The organism is Massilia antarctica (assembly GCF_015689335.1).
In the GTDB taxonomy this organism is placed as follows: Bacteria; Pseudomonadota; Gammaproteobacteria; order Burkholderiales; family Burkholderiaceae_D; genus Telluria_A; species Telluria_A antarctica.
The window spans coordinates 6,448,792-6,466,994 of the sequence record NZ_CP065053.1 but is presented as its reverse complement, the minus strand read 5'-3'; the positions used below and the strand labels follow the sequence as shown (position 1 = coordinate 6,466,994).

Genomic DNA, 18,203 nt, shown 5'->3' with positions numbered 1-18,203 from the left:
CCGACTTACTTGAGCAGCTTGGCGCTGCGCGCGGCCGCTTCGATGGCGCTGTAGTTTTCCGGCTTGGTCGGCACGAACTTGCTGGCTTTTTGCAGTTCGAGGATTTCCTTGCCTTCCGGGGTCGACTTGTCGAGGGCGAGGAAGGCGTCGGTCAGCTTCTTCTTCATCGGTGCCGGCATGTCGGCGCGCACGCTCCAGTTGTAATCGAAGTAGCCCGGGGTGGTGTAGAACACGCGCACGGCGGCCGGATCGACCTTCTTCTCGGCGACCAGTTTTTCCCAGACCGAGATATTGAGCGCGCCGGCATCGACCTTGCCGCCGGCGACGGCGGCCACGGTGGCGTCGTGCGCGCCGGAGTAGGCCACGCGCTTGAGATCGGTGTCCGGATCGATTTTCGCGGCCAGCAGGTAGGAGCGCGGCATCAGGTGGCCCGAGGTGGACGATTCGGAGCCAAAACTGAGCGTCTTGCCCTTGAGGTCATCGAGCTTGTTGATGTCGGCCTTGGTGGTGACGAACACCGAGCGGAAGGCGGTATCTTCCTGGCGCTGGACCAGCGGCGTGACCTGGCCCTTGCTGCGCACATTGGCCTGTACAAAAGTGAAACCGCCGAACCAGACCAGGTCGAGGCGCTTGTTGATCAGGCCTTCGACCGCGGCCGGATAATCGGTGACGGGGGTGAATTCGACTTTCAGGCCGGTGGCCTTGGCCAGGTAGTCGCCCAGCGGCTTGAACTTGCGCTGCAATTCGGTTGGCGCCTCGTCGGGAATGGCCGATACGCGCAGCACACCCGGCGTGACCTGGGCGATGGCGCTGCTGGCAGCGAGCAGCGCGGTGGCGGCCAATGATGCAGCCAGCATGGACTTGAGGGTGCGCAGTGCGGAGAAATGGGTCATGGTAGCCTTGTGGGGAAGTCGGGGTGGACGCCGGCCGGCGAGCACGCTTGAACGCCGGGCGGACCGTTTAATACGGGATATTCAGCTATGATAACAAAAACACCAACGCAGCGATTTCGATTGAGTACTCCTATGCCGACTTCCAGCCTTGCCGAAGCGCGCGATGCGCGCGCCAGCGGCGCCATCGTGTCCGAACTGACTGCCGGCCTGCTCGGCAAGAGCGCGGCGATTTCGCCCAAATTCCTGTACGACGCCCTCGGTTCCCGGCTGTTCGAGGCGATTTGCGAGCTGCCCGAATATTATCCGACCCGCACCGAAGCGGCGATCGTGGCGCGCCACGGCGCCGACATCGCGCGCGCCGTGGGCGTGGGCACCACCCTGATCGACCTGGGGGCGGGTAACTGCGCCAAGGCGGCGCGCCTGTTCCCGCTGCTGCATCCGGCCCAGTATGTGGCGGTCGACATTTCCTACGATTTCCTGCGCGAATCGATCGAACGCTTGCAGCAGCGCTTTCCGCATATCGAGATGACCGGGCTGGGACTGGATTTTTCGAGCCATCTCGATCTGCCTGGCGTGGTACGGCCGGGCAAGCGCCTGTTCTTTTACCCGGGTTCGTCGATCGGCAACTACACGCCGGATGAGGCGCGAGACTTTCTCCGGCGCGCGCGCGACGAGTGCGATGACGACGGCGCGCTGCTGATCGGGATCGACCTGGTCAAGGATGCCGCCACGCTCGATGCGGCCTACGACGACGCCATCGGCGTCACGGCTGCCTTCAACCTGAATATCCTGCGCCATGTGAACCTGCTGCTGGGGGCCGACTTCGACGTGGCGCAGTGGCGCCACCGCGGCTTTTTCAATGCCGACGACAGCCGGGTGGAAATGCACCTGGAAGCGCGCGAAGCGCTGACCGTGCGCTGGCCGGGCGGGGAACGCCGTTTCGCCGCGGGCGAGCGGATTCATACCGAGAATAGCTACAAGTACCGCCAGAGCGCGGCGGTGGGGCTGCTCGAACAAGCCGGCTTTCAGAGCGTGCATGTGTGGACCGATCCGGACCAGTGGTTCGCGGTCATCTACGCGCGCGCCATTGCCCGATGAGCATGCGCGACCTTTACGACGGCGTGCGCAAACGTTCGCTGATGCTGGCCGAGCCCCTGTCCGACGAAGACTGCGGCGCCCAGTCGATGGCCGACGCCAGTCCCATCAAATGGCATCTGGCGCATACCACCTGGTTTTTCGAAACGTTTATCCTGGAGCGCTTCGAGGAAGGCTTCGCGCCCTTTCATCCAGCCTTCCGGGTGCTGTTCAATTCCTATTACAACGGCATCGGCGAGCGCCATCCGCGCGCCCAGCGCGGCGTGCTGACACGTCCCGCCATGCGCGATGTGCGCGCCTACCGCGCCAATGTGGATGCTAGAGTGGCGCGCCTGCTGGCGGCGCAGCCCGGCGCCGAGCTGCCGCAGTTGCTGGAATTGCTGGAACTGGGCTTGCAGCACGAGCAGCAGCACCAGGAGCTGATGCTCACCGACGTCAAGCACCTGCTGGCGCAGAACGCCATGTGGCCCGCCTATATGGACAGTGCGCTGGCGCGCGCGCCGGCCGCCGCGCCGCTAGGGTGGATCGGTTTCGAGGGCGGCCTGGCCGACATCGGCCACGTGGACACGAGCTTTTGCTTCGACAACGAGCTGCCGCGCCATCGCCAGTATGTGGCGCCGTTTGCGATCGCTTCGCGCCTGGTGACCAATGGCGAATACCTGGCCTTCATCGAGGCGGGCGGCTATCGCGAGCCGGCGCTGTGGCTCTCGGAGGGCTGGGACCGGGTGGGCGAGCTGAAACTGGCGCACCCGCTGTACTGGCAGCGCGACGCGCACGGGCAGTGGCACGAATTTACCCTGTACGGATTGCAGCCGCTCGATGCGGCGCGGCCGGTGACGCATCTGTCGCTGTACGAGGCGGACGCATTCGCGCACTGGATGGACGCGCGCCTGCCGACCGAGGCGGAATGGGAAGTGGCCGCGGCCAGTGTGCCCGTGACTGCGGGCGGCCTGCATCCGGCCGGCGCGCAGCAGGGCGGGGGCTTGACGCAAATGTTCGGCGAGTGCTGGCAGTGGACCAGCAGTAGTTACGCGCCGTATCCCGGCTATGCCTGCGCGCCCGGCGCGCTGGGCGAATATAACGGTAAATTCATGCTCAATCAGTACGTCCTGCGCGGTTCCTCGTGCACCACGCCGCCCGCGCATGCGCGCGCCAGCTACCGCAACTTCTTCCCGGCCGGGGCGCGCTGGCAGTTCACCGGCATCAGGCTGGCGCGATGAAGGGTACCCGCGGTCTGCGCCTGCGTATCTTGAACCGCCGTGCCAACGCCTACGTGCTTGGCCATCCGCTCGCCTTCGCGTGGCAGACGCTCAAGGGCTTCAAGGCCAACCAGGGCTTGCTGCTGGCCGGCGCGGTGGCGTATTACGCGCTGCTGTCGATCGTGCCCTTCCTGATGCTGGTCGTGGTGGCGCTGTCGCACTTCATCGACCAGGCCGAGCTGCTGTCGACCCTGGGGCGCTATCTGGAGTGGCTGGTGCCGGGGCAGTCCAAGGCCATCGTGAAAGAACTGTCGCACTTCATGGACGACCGCGACCTGGTCACCTGGGTGCTGTTCGCCAGCATGCTGTTTTTCAGTTCGCTGGCGTTCACCGCGCTGGAAAACGCGATGAGCGTGATCTTCCATCACCGGGTGGCGATCCGGCGCCGGCACTTCCTGATCTCGGCGATCCTGCCGTATTGTTATATCCTGGCGCTCGGCGCGGGCATCATGATCGTCACCCTGGTGTCGGGCACCTTGCAGGTGATGGGCGAGGAGAGCGTGTCCTTCCTCGGGTATGCCTGGTCGCTCAATGGCGTGTCCGGCGTGCTGCTGTATTGCCTGGGGCTGAGCGGCGAGATTCTGGTACTCAGTTCCATCTACCTGGTGATGCCGGTGGGGCGGCTGTCGCTCTCGCATGCGCTCATCGGCGGCGTGACGGCGGCGCTGCTGTGGGAAATCGCACGCCATGTGCTGGTCTGGTACTTTTCGACCTTGTCGCAGGTGAACATGGTGTACGGCTCGATGACGACCGCCATCGTGGTCATGTTCAGCCTGGAGATCGGCGCGACCTTGCTGCTGTTCGGCGCGCAGGTGATTTCGGAATACGAGCGGGCAGGGCGCAACGAGCAGCACAAGGAAGCAACACCGATGAGCACGCGGCCTGCGGAATAAGGCGATAAAATTTGCTGCGTCGCACAAACGTGTGCTACACTACGTTCAGTGGTGAGGTTCAAACGAACCGAAACACTATCCAGAGCCTGCACCGCCGCGCAATATGTGTAATGTCGCAAAGGTAGATGGTTGCAACAGCCTGGATTTGTAATCCGAATACGGTAGTCGATTTACACGTCAGGGCACCACGCAGATAGCATGGGCGCCTGAGACGCGATTAAGGCATTGGTAATACATTGGAATAGAGCTCGCTTCGGCGGGCTTTTTTTTCGTCTGTGCGTCGTGTTTATCGGCGCGATGCAAGCGTGCTTGTGGCTCAAGCGATTGCTGGAGAGGGCTGGCGAAAGACCCGTCATGGCGAAGCGACCTTGACCTGAGTTGCCGGCGCCAGCGGACGGCGGCATATTCCGATAATGTTTGCTGCATCGCACAATCCTGTGCTACACTACGTTCTGTGGTGAGGTTCAAACGAACCGAAACCCTGTCCAGAGTCTGCACCGCCGCGCAATATGTGTAATGTCGCAAAGGTAGATGGTTGCAAGCTCCTGGATTTGTAATTCCGGATACGGTAGTCGATTTACACGTCAGGGCACCACGCAGATAGCATGGGCGTCTGGGACACGATTAAAGCATTGGTAATACATTGGAATAGAGCTCGCTTTGGCGGGCTTTTTTTTCGTCTGTGTTTTCCTTTCCCGGCAAACGATGCCGATCCTGGTCGCGGCGCCGCGCGGCCAGGATCGGAAGATTCAAACGCACGAGCCGCCTTCGCGACGCTCCCCGCGCAGGCGAGTCCCGCTGACGGGCCGCTACGGTGCACCGATCTGTTCGTCATGCGAACAAGGTGCATCGGACTCAGACCGAGTAGCTCGGCCGTCCCTGCGTCAGGCCGGCGGGCGAAGCGGCATTCCGGATCGGCAGGTCGAACTGCTCGAACGGAATGTCGCTCATGAACGTCCACCAGGCGGAATGCACGGTGCCGGCATCGACGAGCGGATCCTCGGCGGGCAAGCTCTCCATTTCCAGGATGCACTCGACAGTGCAAGTGCAATTGGCGGCGGCAGTCAGGTCGCTCCAGTCGGCCGGGCGCATCATCTGGTTCAGATGCGCCGACACGCCGACCATGCGCGCACGCAAGCCCGTTCTGGCGGTCCAATCGATATCGCAGGTGCTCAGCCATGCCTGGTAGACCTGCGTCGTGCCCAGTTCCTCGCGCAGGGACGCCATTTCCTGGTCGTTCAGAAAACCGTCTTGCTTGAGCGCCCAGAAAGTGCCGGTTTCCTTCCAGTAGGCAACTACCTTGAGCGCCTCGCTGCCGCTGCGCTGGCCGAGTGCGCGGGTGACTGCGGCTTGCAGATCGGGCTTGTGGGAATAGTCAGGCATGATTTCCTCCGTATCGACGGTGTTTCGTGGCGATGAACCTACAGCTGCGTTGATGGTGCGCGACGCTGGTCTGGCATGCGTCGTCGCTCCCGACGAATCGCATGCAGGTGCATGATCTGTATCAAGTTTCGTGCCAGGGCAGGGATGGGCCGGATTTCGTCGTCTTGCCCGGCGGTGCGGGAAGACACTGCGGCGGCAGCCGTGTCAACGATGGGTTTTACATTCACGCATTTACATGTCAGTGTAAAGATGCGCACGGCCCTCGGCCTCGGAGTGCGGCCAGTTTGCCCGGCTTTCCGGTATGCTGGGCGAAGCGCGATGGCGGTCCGCTCGATGAGCGCGGCGCCCCGCCCGACGTGGCCGCGATGGCCGACTGGCTACCCGCACGGCGTTGAAGCGCGTCTTGTCCGTGCGGCTGGAAGGCGGCCGGAAAGGTGGGTATGATGCTGTTTCTGTTTCGCGCCACCACTTTTTACTTACTCCAGGCAACACGCTATGCGCGAAAGCCTGCTCACTCCCTCGCTCTCGCCCTCCCGGGCGCCCGCGGCAATCCTGTATTCGGCGCAGTCGGGCTTCCTGCTGGCGTTTTTCGGCGGGCCGTTTGCGATTATTTTGTATTCGGCGCTCAATTCCTGGAAGCTCAGGCGTCCACTCGATGCGCTGGCGTATCTGCCGGCGCTGGCGCTGAGCACGGCTTTCTTTGTCGCCATCCAGGCGGGCTATGCGCCCTTGATCTCCGTGATCGATGCGATCGGCGCCGGCGGCGAGCGGATCCTGTCGCGCGCCTTGGCGATGGCGCTGTTCGGCGTGGTGTACCTGATGCACCGCAAGCAGCACCGCTCCGCCGTCCTGTTCGGCGCCAAGCCACCCGCCCCGTGGATCCCGGCCATTGCCTGCGGGGTGCTGGGCTACGGCATGACGTGGCTGGTGCTGCATTACGCGAAGGCCGTGTCAGTATGAATGATCATCCTGTCTTATCGCCGCGCGAATTGAGCGCGCGCCTGCTCGGGCTGATCGAGCGCAAACGCTATGCCCAGGCCGGCGATGTGCTGGCCGAAGCCCTGGCCCAGTATCCGGACGACAGCGATCTGTTGTACGGCTCGGCGCTGCTCGATTACCTGACCGACCGGCGCGCCACCGCGCGCGCCACTCTGCACAGCGTGCTCAGCCGCGCACCCGACCATGTCGCGGCGCGCTCCTTGCTGGCCACCTTGTACCAGGATAGCGAGGAATTGCCCGCGGCCGAAGCGATGCTGCTCGACTTGCTCAAGGAGTATCCCGAGTCCGGCCATCTGTACGCGCGCTACGCCATGCTGATGTACCGCACCATGCACCTGGACAAGGCGCAAGCGCTGGCGCACGAAGCGCTGCGTCTCGATCCGGACGATGAACTGGCCCTGATCGCTTGCATGATGGGCGACCTGATCGAGGGACGCCGCGGTGCGGAGCAGGAACGCCTGTCGGTGATGATGAGCCGCCATCCGGAAAGCCTGAGCACGGCGCGCATGCTGATCACGCACCTGCTTCATCGCGGCAAGTACGGCGCCGCCAAGCGCATCGCCATCGAACTGCTCAAGTTGTATCCGGACTCGCGCGAGATTCTCGCACTGGTGGTCGACCTCGACGCGCTGAGCCATTGGAGCATGCTGCCGCTGTGGCCGCTGAACCGCTGGGGCTGGGGCGCGTCGGTTGGCCTGTGGGTGCTGACCCTGCTCGTGATCAATGGCGTTGGCCGGGTCGCCCCGGACGCCGTCGCCCCGCTCAGTATCGGATTGATCGCTTATTGTGTGTACTCCTGGATTTTTCCCTCTTTGCTCAAGCGCTGGCTGAAACGCCGGGCAGGAATTTAATGACCATGACAATGTCGCGTGAACAATATGAAGCCTCGCTGGTGAGCGATCCATTCAACAGCGCCACCCGGCTCGGCTATGCCCGGCTGCTGCTCGAAGAAAACGATGCTGCCGCCGCGCTGGTGCAATTCGAGCTGGCGGAGCGGCAGTCGCCCGGTGCGGCGGCGCTCTGCGGCAAGGCCCAGGCCTTGCTGGCCCTGGAGCGCAACAGCGATGCGCTGGCCGCCTACGGCCGCGCGCGCCAGCAGGATGGCTTTGTGCCGGTGCCGGCGCTGGAACAGTTGCAGCAGAGTGCGCGTCCGGCATCGGGCCCGGCGTTGTCCCTGGTGGGGCAGAGCGCCAACGTGGTGCCGCTCAAGCCGCAGGCGCCCGACCTCGTGCGTTTTTCCGATGTGGGCGGCATGGAAGAGCTGAAAAAGATGCTGCGCCTGCATATCATCGAGCCCTTCCTGCGGCCTTCGCTGTTCGCCAAATTCAAGAAGCAGGGCGGCGGCGGGATTTTGCTGTACGGCCCGCCGGGCTGCGGCAAGACCATGATCGCGCGCGCGATTGCCAACGAGTGCAATGCGTCGTTCGTGTCGGTGGGCATCAGCGAAGTACTGAATATGTGGATGGGCGAAAGCGAACGCAACCTGGCGCAATTGTTCGAGAAGGCGAGGGCGCAAAAGCCCTGCGTGCTGTTCTTCGACGAGCTCGATGCGCTGGCGTTTTCGCGTTCCAAGGCGCAAAGCGAGCATAGCCGCACCATCGTCAATGAATTCCTGTCGCAATTGGATGGTTTCGAGCGCGACAACCGCGACGTGCTGTTTCTGGCGGCGACCAATATGCCGTGGGATGTGGACCAGGCCATGAAGCGCACCGGGCGCTTCGCGCGCCAATTGTTCGTGCCGCCGCCGGATGCGCAAGCGCGCAAGCACATCATCAACATCAAGCTGCGCGATGTACCGGTCGAGGGCGTGGATGTGGATGCGCTGGTGGCGGCGACGCCGCATTTTTCCGGGGCCGATATCGATGGGGTGATCGACCTGGCCAAGGAAAGCGCGATTCACGATATTTTGGCAGGGAACCCGGAGCGGCCGATCGGGCCGGGCGATATTGCGTATGCGCTGGAAACGATGCAGCCATCCACGGTGGAATGGCTGAAGACGGCGAGAAATCTGGTGCGTTATGCCGGCAGCGACGACAGTTATCGCGATGTGGAGAAGTATTTGAAGAAGACCAAGTTTATCTGATCGCGCCGCCTCGTCATTTCTGCCAGCGGCGGACATGACGAGGCGGTGCGCGGCCTTGGCTTACCCCGCTACAGCGACTTCCTGCTCCGCCCTGACCAGTTGCCGGTTCACCGCACTGAGCACCGCCTTGAACGACGCCGTCACGATATTGCTGTCGATCCCGGCGCCGAACATGGTCGGGCCATTCGCCAGCCGTAACTCCACATAACACGCCGCCTTGGCATTCGCGCCCGAGCCGATTGCGTGCTCGTGGTAATCCATCAGCTTGATATCGAGGCCAAGCGCGTTCACGAACGCATCGATCGGGCCATTTCCGCCGCCTTGCAAGCTCAGGCTCGCCTGGCGGTGCGCCAGGGTGATGTCGATCTGCACCGGCTCGTCGCTGCTGCTGTCTTCCACCATCTTGTGCGCGCTATAGGCATACGGGCTGGTCTGGTCGAAATATTCGCTGCAGAAAATTGCATGAATCTCTTTCGCGGCAATCTCGCGGCCGCTGGCGTCCGCCACCGCCTGCACCGCGCGGCTGAACTCGATCTGCAAGCGGCGTGGCAAGCTCAAGCCGAATTCCTGTTCCAGCAAATACGCCATCCCGCCCTTGCCGGACTGGCTGTTGACCCTGATCACCGCATCGTAGCTACGCCCCAGGTCGGCCGGGTCGATCGGCAAATACGGCACTTCCCACAAGGCATTCGGCTTTTGCTGGGCAAATCCTTTTTTGATCGCATCCTGGTGCGAACCGGAAAACGCCGTAAACACCAGGTCGCCCGCATACGGATGACGCGGATGCACCGGCAACTGGTTGCATTCCTCCACCACCTGGCGCACGGCATCGATATCGGAGAAATCGAGCCCCGGATGCACGCCCTGGGTGTACAGGTTCATCGCCAGGGTCACGAGGTCGACGTTGCCGGTACGCTCGCCATTGCCGAACAGGCAGCCTTCGACCCGGTCGGCGCCCGCCATGATGGCCAGCTCGGCCGAGGCCACCGCCGTGCCGCGATCATTGTGCGGGTGCACGCTGATGATCAGCGAGTCGCGCCGTGCCAGCTTGCGCGACATCCACTCGATCTGGTCCGCATACACGTTCGGCGTGCTGCATTCGACGGTGGACGGCAGGTTGACGATCATCTTGTTATGCGGGGTCGGCTGCCAGACCTCGCTGACGGCGTCGCAGATATGCCTGGAGAAGTCGAGTTCCGTGGTCGAGAACGATTCCGGCGTGTACTCGAACGCCCATTCCGTCTGCGGGTGCTGCTTGACCAACTGCTTGACCAGCTTGGTGCCGCTGACGGCGATGTCCGTGATCTGCTCGCGCGTCATGCCGAACACGACCTTGCGGAATACGGGGGCGACCGAGTTGTACAGGTGCACGATGGCGCGCCGCGCCCCCACGCAGGAGTCAACCGTACGGCGTATCAATTCCTCGCGCGACTGGGTCAGCACGATGATGGTGACGTCCTCGGGGATGCGGTCTTCATCGATCAGCTTGCGCACGAAATCGAAGTCGGTCTGCGAGGCGGACGGAAAGCCGACTTCGATTTCCTTGAGGCCAATCTGGATCAGCATCTCGAAAAAGCGCAGCTTTTTGTCGTGGCTCATCGGCTCGATCAAGGCTTGGTTGCCGTCGCGCAGGTCGGTGCTCATCCAGATCGGCGGATGGGTGATGGCGCGGTCCGGCCACTGGCGGCCGGTCAAATGAACTGGAGGGAAGGCGCGGTATTTCGACGACGGGTTCTGCAACATCATGGTGTTCTCCTGAAACTAAAGCGAATGGGGGCCGGGCGGCGGGGTGGCGAAAGGCTGCCGGGCGGCCACAGGTACGCTAGGCCAGGCAACCGATCGGTAGCTTTAGCAGTAGGAACAGAGTGATGGAGACGGGAGCGAACATCGGGTCGGGCTTTCCTGGGGTGTTACTGGCTTGTTTGCTGGCTTACAAACGCCGGCTGGGGAGCCGGGCGGCGCACTGCGGGTGGATTACGCGCGTGCAGCTAGTAGTGTCGCTAGCGATAGCGCGCCAGCGAGCAGGGGGAAAGACGACAGATGCAGGGAGGAAGACATGAGTTCACTGTACGTCAGGCTGCGCCGGCTTGTCAAGCGCTGATGTGCACGCCGGCGAACCGCGCGCGCACTGCCGCCGTCAAGCTACAAATCGAGAAACATGTCGAAGCCGCCGTAAATCATGCGTTTGCCGTCGAAGGGCATGTCGGTCCCTTTCATGAAGTCGGCCATGCGCGGGTCTTTCATGACCTTGTCGTTGACTTCGTCGCGGTGGGCGCGCGATTCGTACACGATCCAGGAAAACACGACCGTCTCGCCCGGCTGCAGGTTGACGCTTTGAGGAAAGGACGTGAGCTTGCCGGGCTTGACGTCATCGGCAATGCATTCGCGGTACTGCAGCGCGCCATGTTCGCGCCAGATCGCGCCGCAGGTGGTCGCCATGGCGCGGTAACTTTCGATGTTGCTGGTGGGGAGGGGAAGTACGAAACCGTCGACATAGGCCATTATGTTCTCCTGGAAAAGCACTAGGTGGAACCGCACAATTCATCATACCCGCCCCGTATTCGCAGGCCCGCACCATACCCAAATTAAATTGCCTGTGTTGCATTTCGCGCCACCCCGGCAAGCGCCGTACCCCGGCCGCCTGATGTCTTGCCGGGGCTGACCCGGTCTGGCCTTACGCCGCGACCTGGACGCGCGGCGCGCCCGCCGTCATCTCGCCGATGACGGCGGCGCTCTCGAAGCCTTCGCGCGCGAACAGCGCCAGGATCTCGTCGACGCTGCCCGGATCGCACGATACCAGCAGCCCGCCCGAGGTTTGCGGGTCGGTCAGCAGCATGTGCTGCGCGCTGCTGATGCTCGGCGAGAGCGTGACGTCCTTGCCGTAGGCATCCCAGTTGCGTCCCGACGCGCCGGTGAAGTAGCCATCGTGCGCCAGCTGCTCCACGCCAGGCAGCAGGGGAATCTGCGACATGGTCAGCTGCGCCGTCAGGTTCGAGCCGCGCGCCAGTTCCAGCAAATGGCCCAACAGGCCGAAGCCGGTGACGTCGGTCAGCGCATGCACCCCTTCCATGTCCGACAGCGCCTTGCCCGGCTTATTGAGCTTGGTCGTATTGGCGATCATGGCGGCATAGCCTTCGGGCCCCAGCACGTCTTTTTTCAGCGCGGCCGAGAGCACGCCCACGCCCAGCGGTTTGCCCAGAATGAGCACGTCGCCGGCACGCGCGTCGGCGTTGCGCTTGACCTTGGAGGGATGCACGAGGCCCAGCACCACCAGCCCGTAGATCGGCTCGACCGAATCGATCGTGTGGCCGCCGGCGATCGGAATGCCCGCCTCGGCGCACATGGTTTCGCCGCCGCGGATGATCTGGCCGATGGTTTCGAGCGGCAGTTTATTGATCGGCATGCCCACCAGCGCGAGCGCCATGATCGGCGTGCCGCCCATCGCATACACGTCGGAGATGGCATTGGTGGCGGCGATGCGGCCGAAATCGAAGGGATCGTCGACGATCGGCATGAAAAAATCGGTGGTGGCGATCAGCGCCTGTTCGTCATTGAGCTTGTAGACGGCGGCATCGTCGGCGGTTTCGATACCGACCATCAGCTCCTTGGGCACCGGGAAACCGGTCGAATTTTTCAGGATCTCGGACAGCACGCCGGGCGCGATTTTGCAGCCGCAGCCGCCGCCATGCGAAAACGAAGTGAGTTTGATGGGCGTTTCAGGGGCATTGCTCATGGTCGGTGTCCGTTTCGGTAAAAGGCAGGTCAGACCGGATTATCCACCAAGTCGAGCACACAGGCACGCTCGCGGGCCGGAGCGAACAAGGGCGCGCGCGCGTCGCACTGGCGCCGCAGCAGCGCATGGAAGGCCTGGTCGCCGATGCAGCGCTCGATCAGGCGCGCCAGCGCGGGCGCGTCGCCCGGCGCGAAATAGCCCGCGTAGTCGTCGCCCAGCATGCCGCGGTTGCCGCTGATATCGCTGGCCAGGACCGGCACGCCGCAAGTGACCGCTTCGATGATGACGTTGGCGCCGCCTTCCATGTGCGAGGCGATCACCATGGCGTGGCTGCGCCGCAGGCGCTGGCGCGTGGCGGCGTGCGGCAGCGCGCCCAGCCAGCGATAAGCCGGCGTGGCGGCCTGCGTGGCCATGGCTAGCTCGCCCAGGCTTGGGGCGAGCGCGCCGCCGATATGCAGCAGGCGTGCCCTGGGCGCCGTCACCAGCGCGGCCGCGGCCATGAAGGTGCGCGGGTCTTTTTCTTCGCGCAGGTGGCCGATCATGACGATGTCGATGAAGCGCCGCGCCGCGCCATGGGGGAAGGGCGCGAGCGCGCGCGCGGACTGGTGGATCACGCAGGCCCTGGCGCGCTGTTCGGGCGCCAGCATGGCCAGGCCATCGGCCTGCAGCAGCACCAGCCGCTGGGCGTGGGCGAGCGATGCCTGGGCCGCGCGGTCGGTGGCGATGTCGCGATACAGGTCGGTGCCGGTCAGTACCAGCACGCGCGCTCGGTCGGGGAAGGCGGCGGCAAACGCGGCCAGGGGTGCCGCCGAGCGGCGCGCATGCAGCGCGATCATCAGGTCGGGCGGGGGCGCGCTGTCATCCCAGCCGGGGGCGATGGTCACGCGGCAGCGCGCGCGCAGGAAATGCGCCCAGCGGCTGGCGGTCTGCCAGTTGCCGTTGTTCTCCCGCTTCGATGCGGGGCTGACGATCAGCACCCTTGGTCGCTGCACCGCGACTCCTTGAAAAAGTCGTTACAATTACCGGCTATGAGTTCAATCACCGCATCCTTCCGGCATGCCAAGCCGCAGCAATTGGCCGAGGCGCTGCAGAATGCGCGCCATTATACGCTCAGCCTCTTCGACTGCTTTGCGGCGGCGGGTTTCGACACGCTCGCGCGCGTGCCGCATATCGCCACGATCAACCCGCCGCTGTGGGAGCTCGGTCATACCGCGTGGTTCGCCGAATGGTTCATCCTGCGCGAGGCGGCCTCCAGTCATCCGGCCGACGCCCAGCGCGGTTCGCTGCTCACGCGCGGCGACGACTGGTTCGATTCGAACCTGGTGCCGCACCGCTCGCGCTGGACGCTCGACCTGCCCAGCCCCGGCGCGCTCAAGACCTATTGCCATGAAGTGCTGGACCGGACCGTCGACAAGCTCGCGCGCGAGGCGGGCACGGACGACGCCCTGTACCCGTACCGCCTGGTGCTGGCCCACGAAGACATGCACGGCGAAGCCTTTCTGTATTCGATGCAAACCCTGGGCGTGACGGCGCCGGCGCACTTGACGCGTGACGAGGCGATGCATTCGCAGCCAGCGCAAATCGCCTATCCCGGCGGGACCGTCGTGCTGGGCGGCGGGCAGGAGGGCGGCTTCGTGTTCGACAACGAGAAGCTGGCGCACCCGGTGTACGTGGCGCCGTTTCGCATCGATGCCGGGCTGGTGAGCAACGCGCAGTTTGCCGAATTCGTGGCCGATGGCGGTTACCAGAACCGCCAGTACTGGAGCGCGGCCGGCAGCGCGTGGCTGATGCGCCAGGAGCGCTCGTCGCCGCGCTACTGGCAGCGCGACGGCGACCAGTGGCGCACGGTGCGCTTCGGCCGCCTGTCGACCTTGTCGCCGTCCGAGCCGGTGCGCCATGTGTGCCTGTTCGAGGCCCAGGCGTATTGCGCGTGGGCGCAGCGGCGCTTGCCCAGCGAAGCGGAATGGGAATATGCGGCGCTGTCGGGGCAGGCGGGGTTCCGCTGGGGCCAGCTGTGGGAGTGGACAGCCACCCCGTTCGAGCCGTATCCGGGGTTTGCGCCGGACCGCTACCGCGAGTATTCGCAGCCGTGGTTCATGACCCATCAAGTGCTGCGCGGGGCCTCGTTCGCCACGCCGTCGCGCTTTGGCTCGGCGCGCTTCCGCAATTTCTTCATGCCCGAGCGGGATGATATTTTCTGTGGATTCCGTACCTGCGCCTATTAATGCACGCCAGCGTCGGGCCATCCGACGCGCGCCGCGCTGCGCAAACTGGCTTTGACGACGGCGCGGTGAAAGGGCGCAATGACGCGCAGGTAACTTCGTCCCAGCAGGTTGTGGCAATGAACCACCGTTGTCATGGTCAGCTCGCGCCTGTTGTCCGGCGCTGACCCGCTTGAGCACAGAAGCGAGATCCGGAAATCGAGGTGCTTGTCGTCTTCCCCGATGACGATCTCGGTCTCGTTCGTGCTGTAGACTTTGAAGATGCCAACGCGGGAAGGCTCCGTTTCACTGGCGATTTTGGCCAGCTGCGTGGCCGTTTTCAGGCCCAGGCCGACGACGATCATGTCGCGCACACGCAGGAGGTGTCCGATCCACGCGGGCTGGTGCGCGAAGATGAAACGGGCCAGCACGTCCGGGTCGGCCGATGCGCCCAAGGGCAGCCGGATCGCAAAAGCATCGGCCAGGTTCACCGATGCAAAGGCCTGGTTGACGCCGGAGTGCGCGGGGAGCGCAACGGCCGTTGCGAGCGTGAATTCATTCGGCATTCGGGTACTCCCGTGGTTGAACGAGTTAACTACACATCCAGGTTGACGTTTTATCCAGGCAAGTGTACCGCGTTTACGTGATTCGGGTGCTAGGCCGCGCCGCGCTCCCTGCACGCCGCGCCTCGTTCGTCCAAGCTGCTGCCAGGTCCGCAACATCGCTACCACGGCCACCAAGGGCGTGCGTCGGCTGGGGCCGTGCGCTGTCATTCGATCTCCATGAACTGGCGGAAGGCATCGCGTACGTTATCGCGCAGCAGGTTGTTATCCCACGGCTTGGTATAAAAACGAAAAATCGCGCCGCAGTTGACCGCCTTCATGATCGATTCCAGATCGGTTTGTCCGGATAACACGATGCGGAATGTCTTCGGATAGAGTTCCTTGACCTTGTCCAGGAACTCCGTTCCACTCATGGCCGGCATGCACTGGTCGCACAAGATCACCTGCACCTCGTTCAAGGCCAGCACGTCGAAGCCTTCCGCCGCCGAGCGTGCGCACAGGATGTGGTAGCCGTCGCGGCCGAACAGATTGGCCAGGATGTCGAGCATGAAGGGGTCGTCGTCGATGATCAACAAGGTCTTGCTCGGCTGGCCGGTGCGCGCCGGCGGAGGCAGGCCCTGGTCGTGCAGCAGCATCTCGGTGACCTGGTCCGCGGGCAGGGGGCGGCTGAAGTAAAAGCCCTGGATCTGGTCGCAATGGTGGCGCCGCAGGTAATTGAGCTGGGCGGCGGTTTCGACGCCTTCGGCAATCACGTCGAGCTTGAGACTGTGGGCCATGCTGATGATGGCCAGCACGATGGCCGCGTCATCGGGGTTGGTGGTGACGTCGCGGATGAAGGCGATGTCGATCTTCAGTTTATCGATAGGAAAGCGGCGCAGGTAAGCCAGGCTGGAATAGCCGGTGCCGAAATCGTCGATGGAAATCTGTACCCCGTGCTGCTTGAGCCTGTGCAAGATATCGGTGGTGCGCTCGGAATTGGCCATTAAGGATGTCTCGGTCAGCTCCAGATCGAGCAGGTCGGGCGGGATCTCATACTGGCTCAGCCCCTTGATGATGTCTCCGTCAAGGTCGCCTTCAGCGAATTGCCTCCCAGAGACGTTGACCGATACCTGGACCGGGCCGACAGGCGAGCGCAGCCATAAGCCGATCTGCCGGCACGCCTGCGCCACGACCCAGCTGCCCACTTGCACGATCATCCCCGTCTCTTCCAGCACCGAAATAAATTCATTGGGAGCGACCATGCCATGGCCCGGACGGTGCCAGCGCAGCAGCGCTTCCAGACCCGCGATACGTCCGCTGTTGAGATGCGCCTTGGGCTGGTAATACAGCACGAATTCCTCGTTTTCAATCGCCTTGCGCAATGCGGTCTCGATGTCCAGGCGGGCCAGCACATTGGCGTTCATTTGGGCGGTGAAGAAGCGGTAGGTGTCGCGCCCGGCGTGCTTGGCCTGGTACATCGCCGTATCGGCGTACTTGATCAAGGTGTCCGGATCGGACGCGTCGTCCGGATGGACCGTGATGCCGATACTGGCGGTGATAGTGACTTCATGCCCGCGCAGGATAAACGGGGCGCGCAAGGCGTCGCGGATTTTTTCGGCGATCACCACCGCGCCCTGCTGGCTATCCTGCATGATCAGGATCAGCGCGAATTCGTCGCCCCCCAGCCGGCCGACCGTGTCGCGCACGCGCACGCACTGCACCAGGCGGTTGCTGAACTGCAGCAGCAGCTCGTCGCCGATCGCGTGCCCCAGGGTGTCGTTGATATTCTTGAAGTTGTCGAGGTCGAGGAACATGACCGCGACCAGCGCGCCGTTCTCGCGCGCCAGCGCCAGGGTGCGCTGCAAGGTGTCATAAAACAGCGTCCGGTTGGGCAAGCCCGTCAGGGCATCGTGATGGGCCAGGTGGGTCAGGCGCATTTCGGCTTGCTTGCGCTCGGTAATGTCGCGCACCACCACCACGATGGTCCAGTCGGTACCGGAGCGCAAGGCCTGGCTGTGCACTTCCACCTGCACGGTCGAGCCATCCTTGCACGTCATCCGTGTTTCGCGCTGGTCGCGGCGGGCGCCGTCGACGATGAGTGCGTCGTACTGGGACTCCAGGGTGGCGCGGCTCGCCTGCACCAGTTCGGTAGGGCCCATGCTCAGCATGTCCGCGCGCGAGTAGCCGAGCAAATGGCATGTGGTCTCATTGACCTCGGTAAACCGCATGCTGTCGCGGCTGATCAGCATGATGGCGTCGGCGGTGGCATCCATCGCCGTGCGAAAGCGCTGGAAGTCGACCGTGCGTGCCAGCACCTGGCGCTCCAGCTTGGCACTGTGGTCCTGCAGGTCGCCATAGGCTTTCAGGCGCAACAGGTTGCGCACCCTTAACCACAGTTCGGCCCGGTCGATGGGTTTGGTCAGGAATTCCTCGGCCCCGGCATCGAGGCTGGCCAGGCGCGCGCTGCGCTCCATGTGCGCGGTGACCATGATGATGGGAATGTTGGCGGTCGCCGGATCGGCCTTGAGGATGCTGGCGACCCGGTAGCCATCCATGCCCGGCATGGTAATGTCGAGCAGGATCAGGTCCGGTGCCGACGCACCGATGGCGGCCAGCGCTTCTTCGCCGCTGGCGGCGGCGCGGGTGCTGTAGCCCTCGGGCTGCAACAGGACCGCCAGCAGGCGCCGGTTCTGTGCTTCGTCGTCGACGATCAGGATGGTGGGTGCGCGCAGTGTCATGCTACTTCTCCGGGGGGCAACAAGGCGTTGATCGCCGCATACAATTCCTGATGGCGCAGCGGCTTGGCGATATACGCGTCGCAGCCGGCACTTTCGCTCTTCGCCCGGTCTTCCTTCATCGCCATCGCAGTCAGGGCGATCACGGGAATGGCGCCGGTGCCGGCATCCTGTTTCAGCAGCGCGGTCGCCGCCAGTCCGTCCATGCCGGGCAATTGCACGTCCATCAGGATCAGGTCGGGTTTTTCGGTACGCGCCATCGTCAAGCCGCTTTCGGCGTCGGAGGCGCATAACACCGCATGCCCGGCATGGCGCAGCAGCAGCGATGCCAGCTTCATGTTGGCGGCATTGTCTTCAATGATGAGGATCCTTGCCATGCGCGGTCCT

16 protein-coding genes are annotated in these 18,203 nt (G+C 63.7%); 7 read left to right on the top strand and 9 right to left on the bottom strand.

Features of this window, described 5'->3' with window-relative positions:
* Positions 1-5: 5 nt before the first annotated feature.
* Complete coding sequence (locus IV454_RS28365; RefSeq protein ID WP_206088878.1) at positions 6-893, bottom strand: putative selenate ABC transporter substrate-binding protein; 888 nt, start codon at positions 891-893, stop codon at positions 6-8.
* Between the two features lie 132 nt (positions 894-1,025).
* On the opposite strand from IV454_RS28365, the gene egtD reads away from it, so the two are divergent.
* The 3 genes from egtD to IV454_RS28350 are packed head-to-tail and all read left to right on the top strand — an operon-like array spanning position 1,026 to position 4,140.
* Positions 1,026-1,991, top strand: coding sequence for an L-histidine N(alpha)-methyltransferase (egtD, locus tag IV454_RS28360; protein ID WP_206088877.1), 966 nt, complete (start codon positions 1,026-1,028; stop codon positions 1,989-1,991).
* 2 nt (positions 1,992-1,993) lie between these two features.
* The gene (gene egtB, locus IV454_RS28355; protein WP_370663762.1) at positions 1,994-3,208 is read left to right on the top strand and encodes an ergothioneine biosynthesis protein EgtB; all 1,215 of its coding nucleotides are present in this window, start codon (positions 1,994-1,996) and stop codon (positions 3,206-3,208) included.
* The gene (locus IV454_RS28350; RefSeq protein WP_054263197.1) at positions 3,205-4,140 is read left to right on the top strand and encodes a YihY/virulence factor BrkB family protein; all 936 of its coding nucleotides are present in this window, start codon (positions 3,205-3,207) and stop codon (positions 4,138-4,140) included. The genes egtB and IV454_RS28350 overlap by 4 nt, the downstream gene beginning before the upstream one ends.
* A gap of 855 nt (positions 4,141-4,995) precedes the next feature.
* Here IV454_RS28350 and IV454_RS28345 read toward each other — a convergent pair.
* Positions 4,996-5,523, bottom strand: a complete 528-nt coding sequence (locus IV454_RS28345; RefSeq protein ID WP_206088875.1) for a hypothetical protein — start codon at positions 5,521-5,523, stop codon at positions 4,996-4,998.
* A 495-nt stretch (positions 5,524-6,018) separates the two neighbouring features.
* On the opposite strand from IV454_RS28345, the gene IV454_RS28340 reads away from it, so the two are divergent.
* Genes IV454_RS28340 through IV454_RS28330 form a run of 3 tightly spaced genes read left to right on the top strand, consistent with a single transcriptional unit; the run spans position 6,019 to position 8,605 of the window.
* Positions 6,019-6,483, top strand: coding sequence for a hypothetical protein (locus IV454_RS28340; protein ID WP_206088874.1), 465 nt, complete (start codon positions 6,019-6,021; stop codon positions 6,481-6,483).
* Positions 6,480-7,373, top strand: a complete 894-nt coding sequence (locus IV454_RS28335; RefSeq protein ID WP_206088873.1) for a tetratricopeptide repeat protein — start codon at positions 6,480-6,482, stop codon at positions 7,371-7,373. Before IV454_RS28340 ends, IV454_RS28335 begins: the two co-directional genes overlap by 4 nt.
* A 5-nt stretch (positions 7,374-7,378) precedes the next feature.
* Positions 7,379-8,605, top strand: coding sequence for an ATP-binding protein (locus tag IV454_RS28330; RefSeq protein WP_206088872.1), 1,227 nt, complete (start codon positions 7,379-7,381; stop codon positions 8,603-8,605).
* Positions 8,606-8,665: 60 nt separating this feature from the next.
* Here the strand turns inward: IV454_RS28330 and leuA are convergent, their stop codons facing one another.
* The 4 genes from leuA to senB all read right to left on the bottom strand — a co-directional run bounded on the left by leuA (position 8,666) and on the right by senB (position 13,330).
* Positions 8,666-10,351: a 2-isopropylmalate synthase gene (gene leuA, locus IV454_RS28325; protein WP_206088871.1), complete on the bottom strand. Its 1,686-nt coding sequence runs from the start codon at positions 10,349-10,351 to the stop codon at positions 8,666-8,668.
* 396 nt (positions 10,352-10,747) lie between these two features.
* Positions 10,748-11,107 carry a DUF1428 domain-containing protein gene (locus IV454_RS28320; protein WP_054263189.1) on the bottom strand — a complete coding sequence of 120 codons (360 nt, stop codon included), beginning with the start codon at positions 11,105-11,107 and terminating at the stop codon, positions 10,748-10,750.
* 172 nt (positions 11,108-11,279) lie between these two features.
* A complete protein-coding gene (gene selD, locus IV454_RS28315; protein WP_206088870.1) occupies positions 11,280-12,338 on the bottom strand; it encodes a selenide, water dikinase SelD in 1,059 nt (352 codons plus the stop codon).
* A 29-nt stretch (positions 12,339-12,367) separates the two neighbouring features.
* Positions 12,368-13,330 (bottom strand): selenoneine biosynthesis selenosugar synthase SenB, encoded by a 963-nt coding sequence (senB, locus tag IV454_RS28310; protein WP_206088869.1) that lies wholly within the window; start codon positions 13,328-13,330, stop codon positions 12,368-12,370.
* Positions 13,331-13,366: 36 nt separating this feature from the next.
* Here senB and senA point away from each other — a divergent pair, with 36 nt between their 5' ends.
* Entirely contained in the window at positions 13,367-14,563 is a 1,197-nt protein-coding gene (gene senA / locus IV454_RS28305; protein ID WP_206088868.1) for a selenoneine synthase SenA, read from the top strand.
* On the opposite strand, the gene IV454_RS28300 is transcribed toward senA, so the two are convergent.
* The 3 genes from IV454_RS28300 to IV454_RS28290 all read right to left on the bottom strand — a co-directional run bounded on the left by IV454_RS28300 (position 14,560) and on the right by IV454_RS28290 (position 18,193).
* The gene (locus IV454_RS28300) at positions 14,560-15,105 is read right to left on the bottom strand and encodes a DUF2867 domain-containing protein (protein ID WP_206088867.1); all 546 of its coding nucleotides are present in this window, start codon (positions 15,103-15,105) and stop codon (positions 14,560-14,562) included. The genes senA and IV454_RS28300 overlap by 4 nt on opposite strands.
* Before the next feature lie 203 nt (positions 15,106-15,308).
* Positions 15,309-17,819: an EAL domain-containing protein gene (locus tag IV454_RS28295; RefSeq protein ID WP_206088866.1), complete on the bottom strand. Its 2,511-nt coding sequence runs from the start codon at positions 17,817-17,819 to the stop codon at positions 15,309-15,311.
* The gene (locus IV454_RS28290; RefSeq protein ID WP_206088865.1) at positions 17,816-18,193 is read right to left on the bottom strand and encodes a response regulator; all 378 of its coding nucleotides are present in this window, start codon (positions 18,191-18,193) and stop codon (positions 17,816-17,818) included. Before IV454_RS28290 ends, IV454_RS28295 begins: the two co-directional genes overlap by 4 nt.
* Between the last annotated feature and the right edge of the window lie 10 nt (positions 18,194-18,203).

What these genes read in the sequence shown, in the direction of transcription:
- IV454_RS28295 (WP_206088866.1), bottom strand. Translation starts at nt 17,819, where the DNA reads ATGACACTGCGCGCACCCACCATCCTGATCGTCGACGACGAAGCACAG.
- IV454_RS28300 (WP_206088867.1), bottom strand. Translation starts at nt 15,105, where the DNA reads ATGCCGAATGAATTCACGCTCGCAACGGCCGTTGCGCTCCCCGCGCAC.
- IV454_RS28290 (WP_206088865.1), bottom strand. Translation starts at nt 18,193, where the DNA reads ATGGCAAGGATCCTCATCATTGAAGACAATGCCGCCAACATGAAGCTG.
- IV454_RS28335 (WP_206088873.1), top strand. Translation starts at nt 6,480, where the DNA reads ATGAATGATCATCCTGTCTTATCGCCGCGCGAATTGAGCGCGCGCCTG.
- egtB (WP_370663762.1), top strand. Translation starts at nt 1,994, where the DNA reads ATGCGCGACCTTTACGACGGCGTGCGCAAACGTTCGCTGATGCTGGCC.
- IV454_RS28365 (WP_206088878.1), bottom strand. Translation starts at nt 893, where the DNA reads ATGACCCATTTCTCCGCACTGCGCACCCTCAAGTCCATGCTGGCTGCA.
- leuA (WP_206088871.1), bottom strand. Translation starts at nt 10,351, where the DNA reads ATGATGTTGCAGAACCCGTCGTCGAAATACCGCGCCTTCCCTCCAGTT.
- senA (WP_206088868.1), top strand. Translation starts at nt 13,367, where the DNA reads ATGAGTTCAATCACCGCATCCTTCCGGCATGCCAAGCCGCAGCAATTG.
- IV454_RS28345 (WP_206088875.1), bottom strand. Translation starts at nt 5,523, where the DNA reads ATGCCTGACTATTCCCACAAGCCCGATCTGCAAGCCGCAGTCACCCGC.
- egtD (WP_206088877.1), top strand. Translation starts at nt 1,026, where the DNA reads ATGCCGACTTCCAGCCTTGCCGAAGCGCGCGATGCGCGCGCCAGCGGC.
- IV454_RS28350 (WP_054263197.1), top strand. Translation starts at nt 3,205, where the DNA reads ATGAAGGGTACCCGCGGTCTGCGCCTGCGTATCTTGAACCGCCGTGCC.
- selD (WP_206088870.1), bottom strand. Translation starts at nt 12,338, where the DNA reads ATGAGCAATGCCCCTGAAACGCCCATCAAACTCACTTCGTTTTCGCAT.
- IV454_RS28340 (WP_206088874.1), top strand. Translation starts at nt 6,019, where the DNA reads ATGCGCGAAAGCCTGCTCACTCCCTCGCTCTCGCCCTCCCGGGCGCCC.
- IV454_RS28330 (WP_206088872.1), top strand. Translation starts at nt 7,379, where the DNA reads ATGACAATGTCGCGTGAACAATATGAAGCCTCGCTGGTGAGCGATCCA.
- IV454_RS28320 (WP_054263189.1), bottom strand. Translation starts at nt 11,107, where the DNA reads ATGGCCTATGTCGACGGTTTCGTACTTCCCCTCCCCACCAGCAACATC.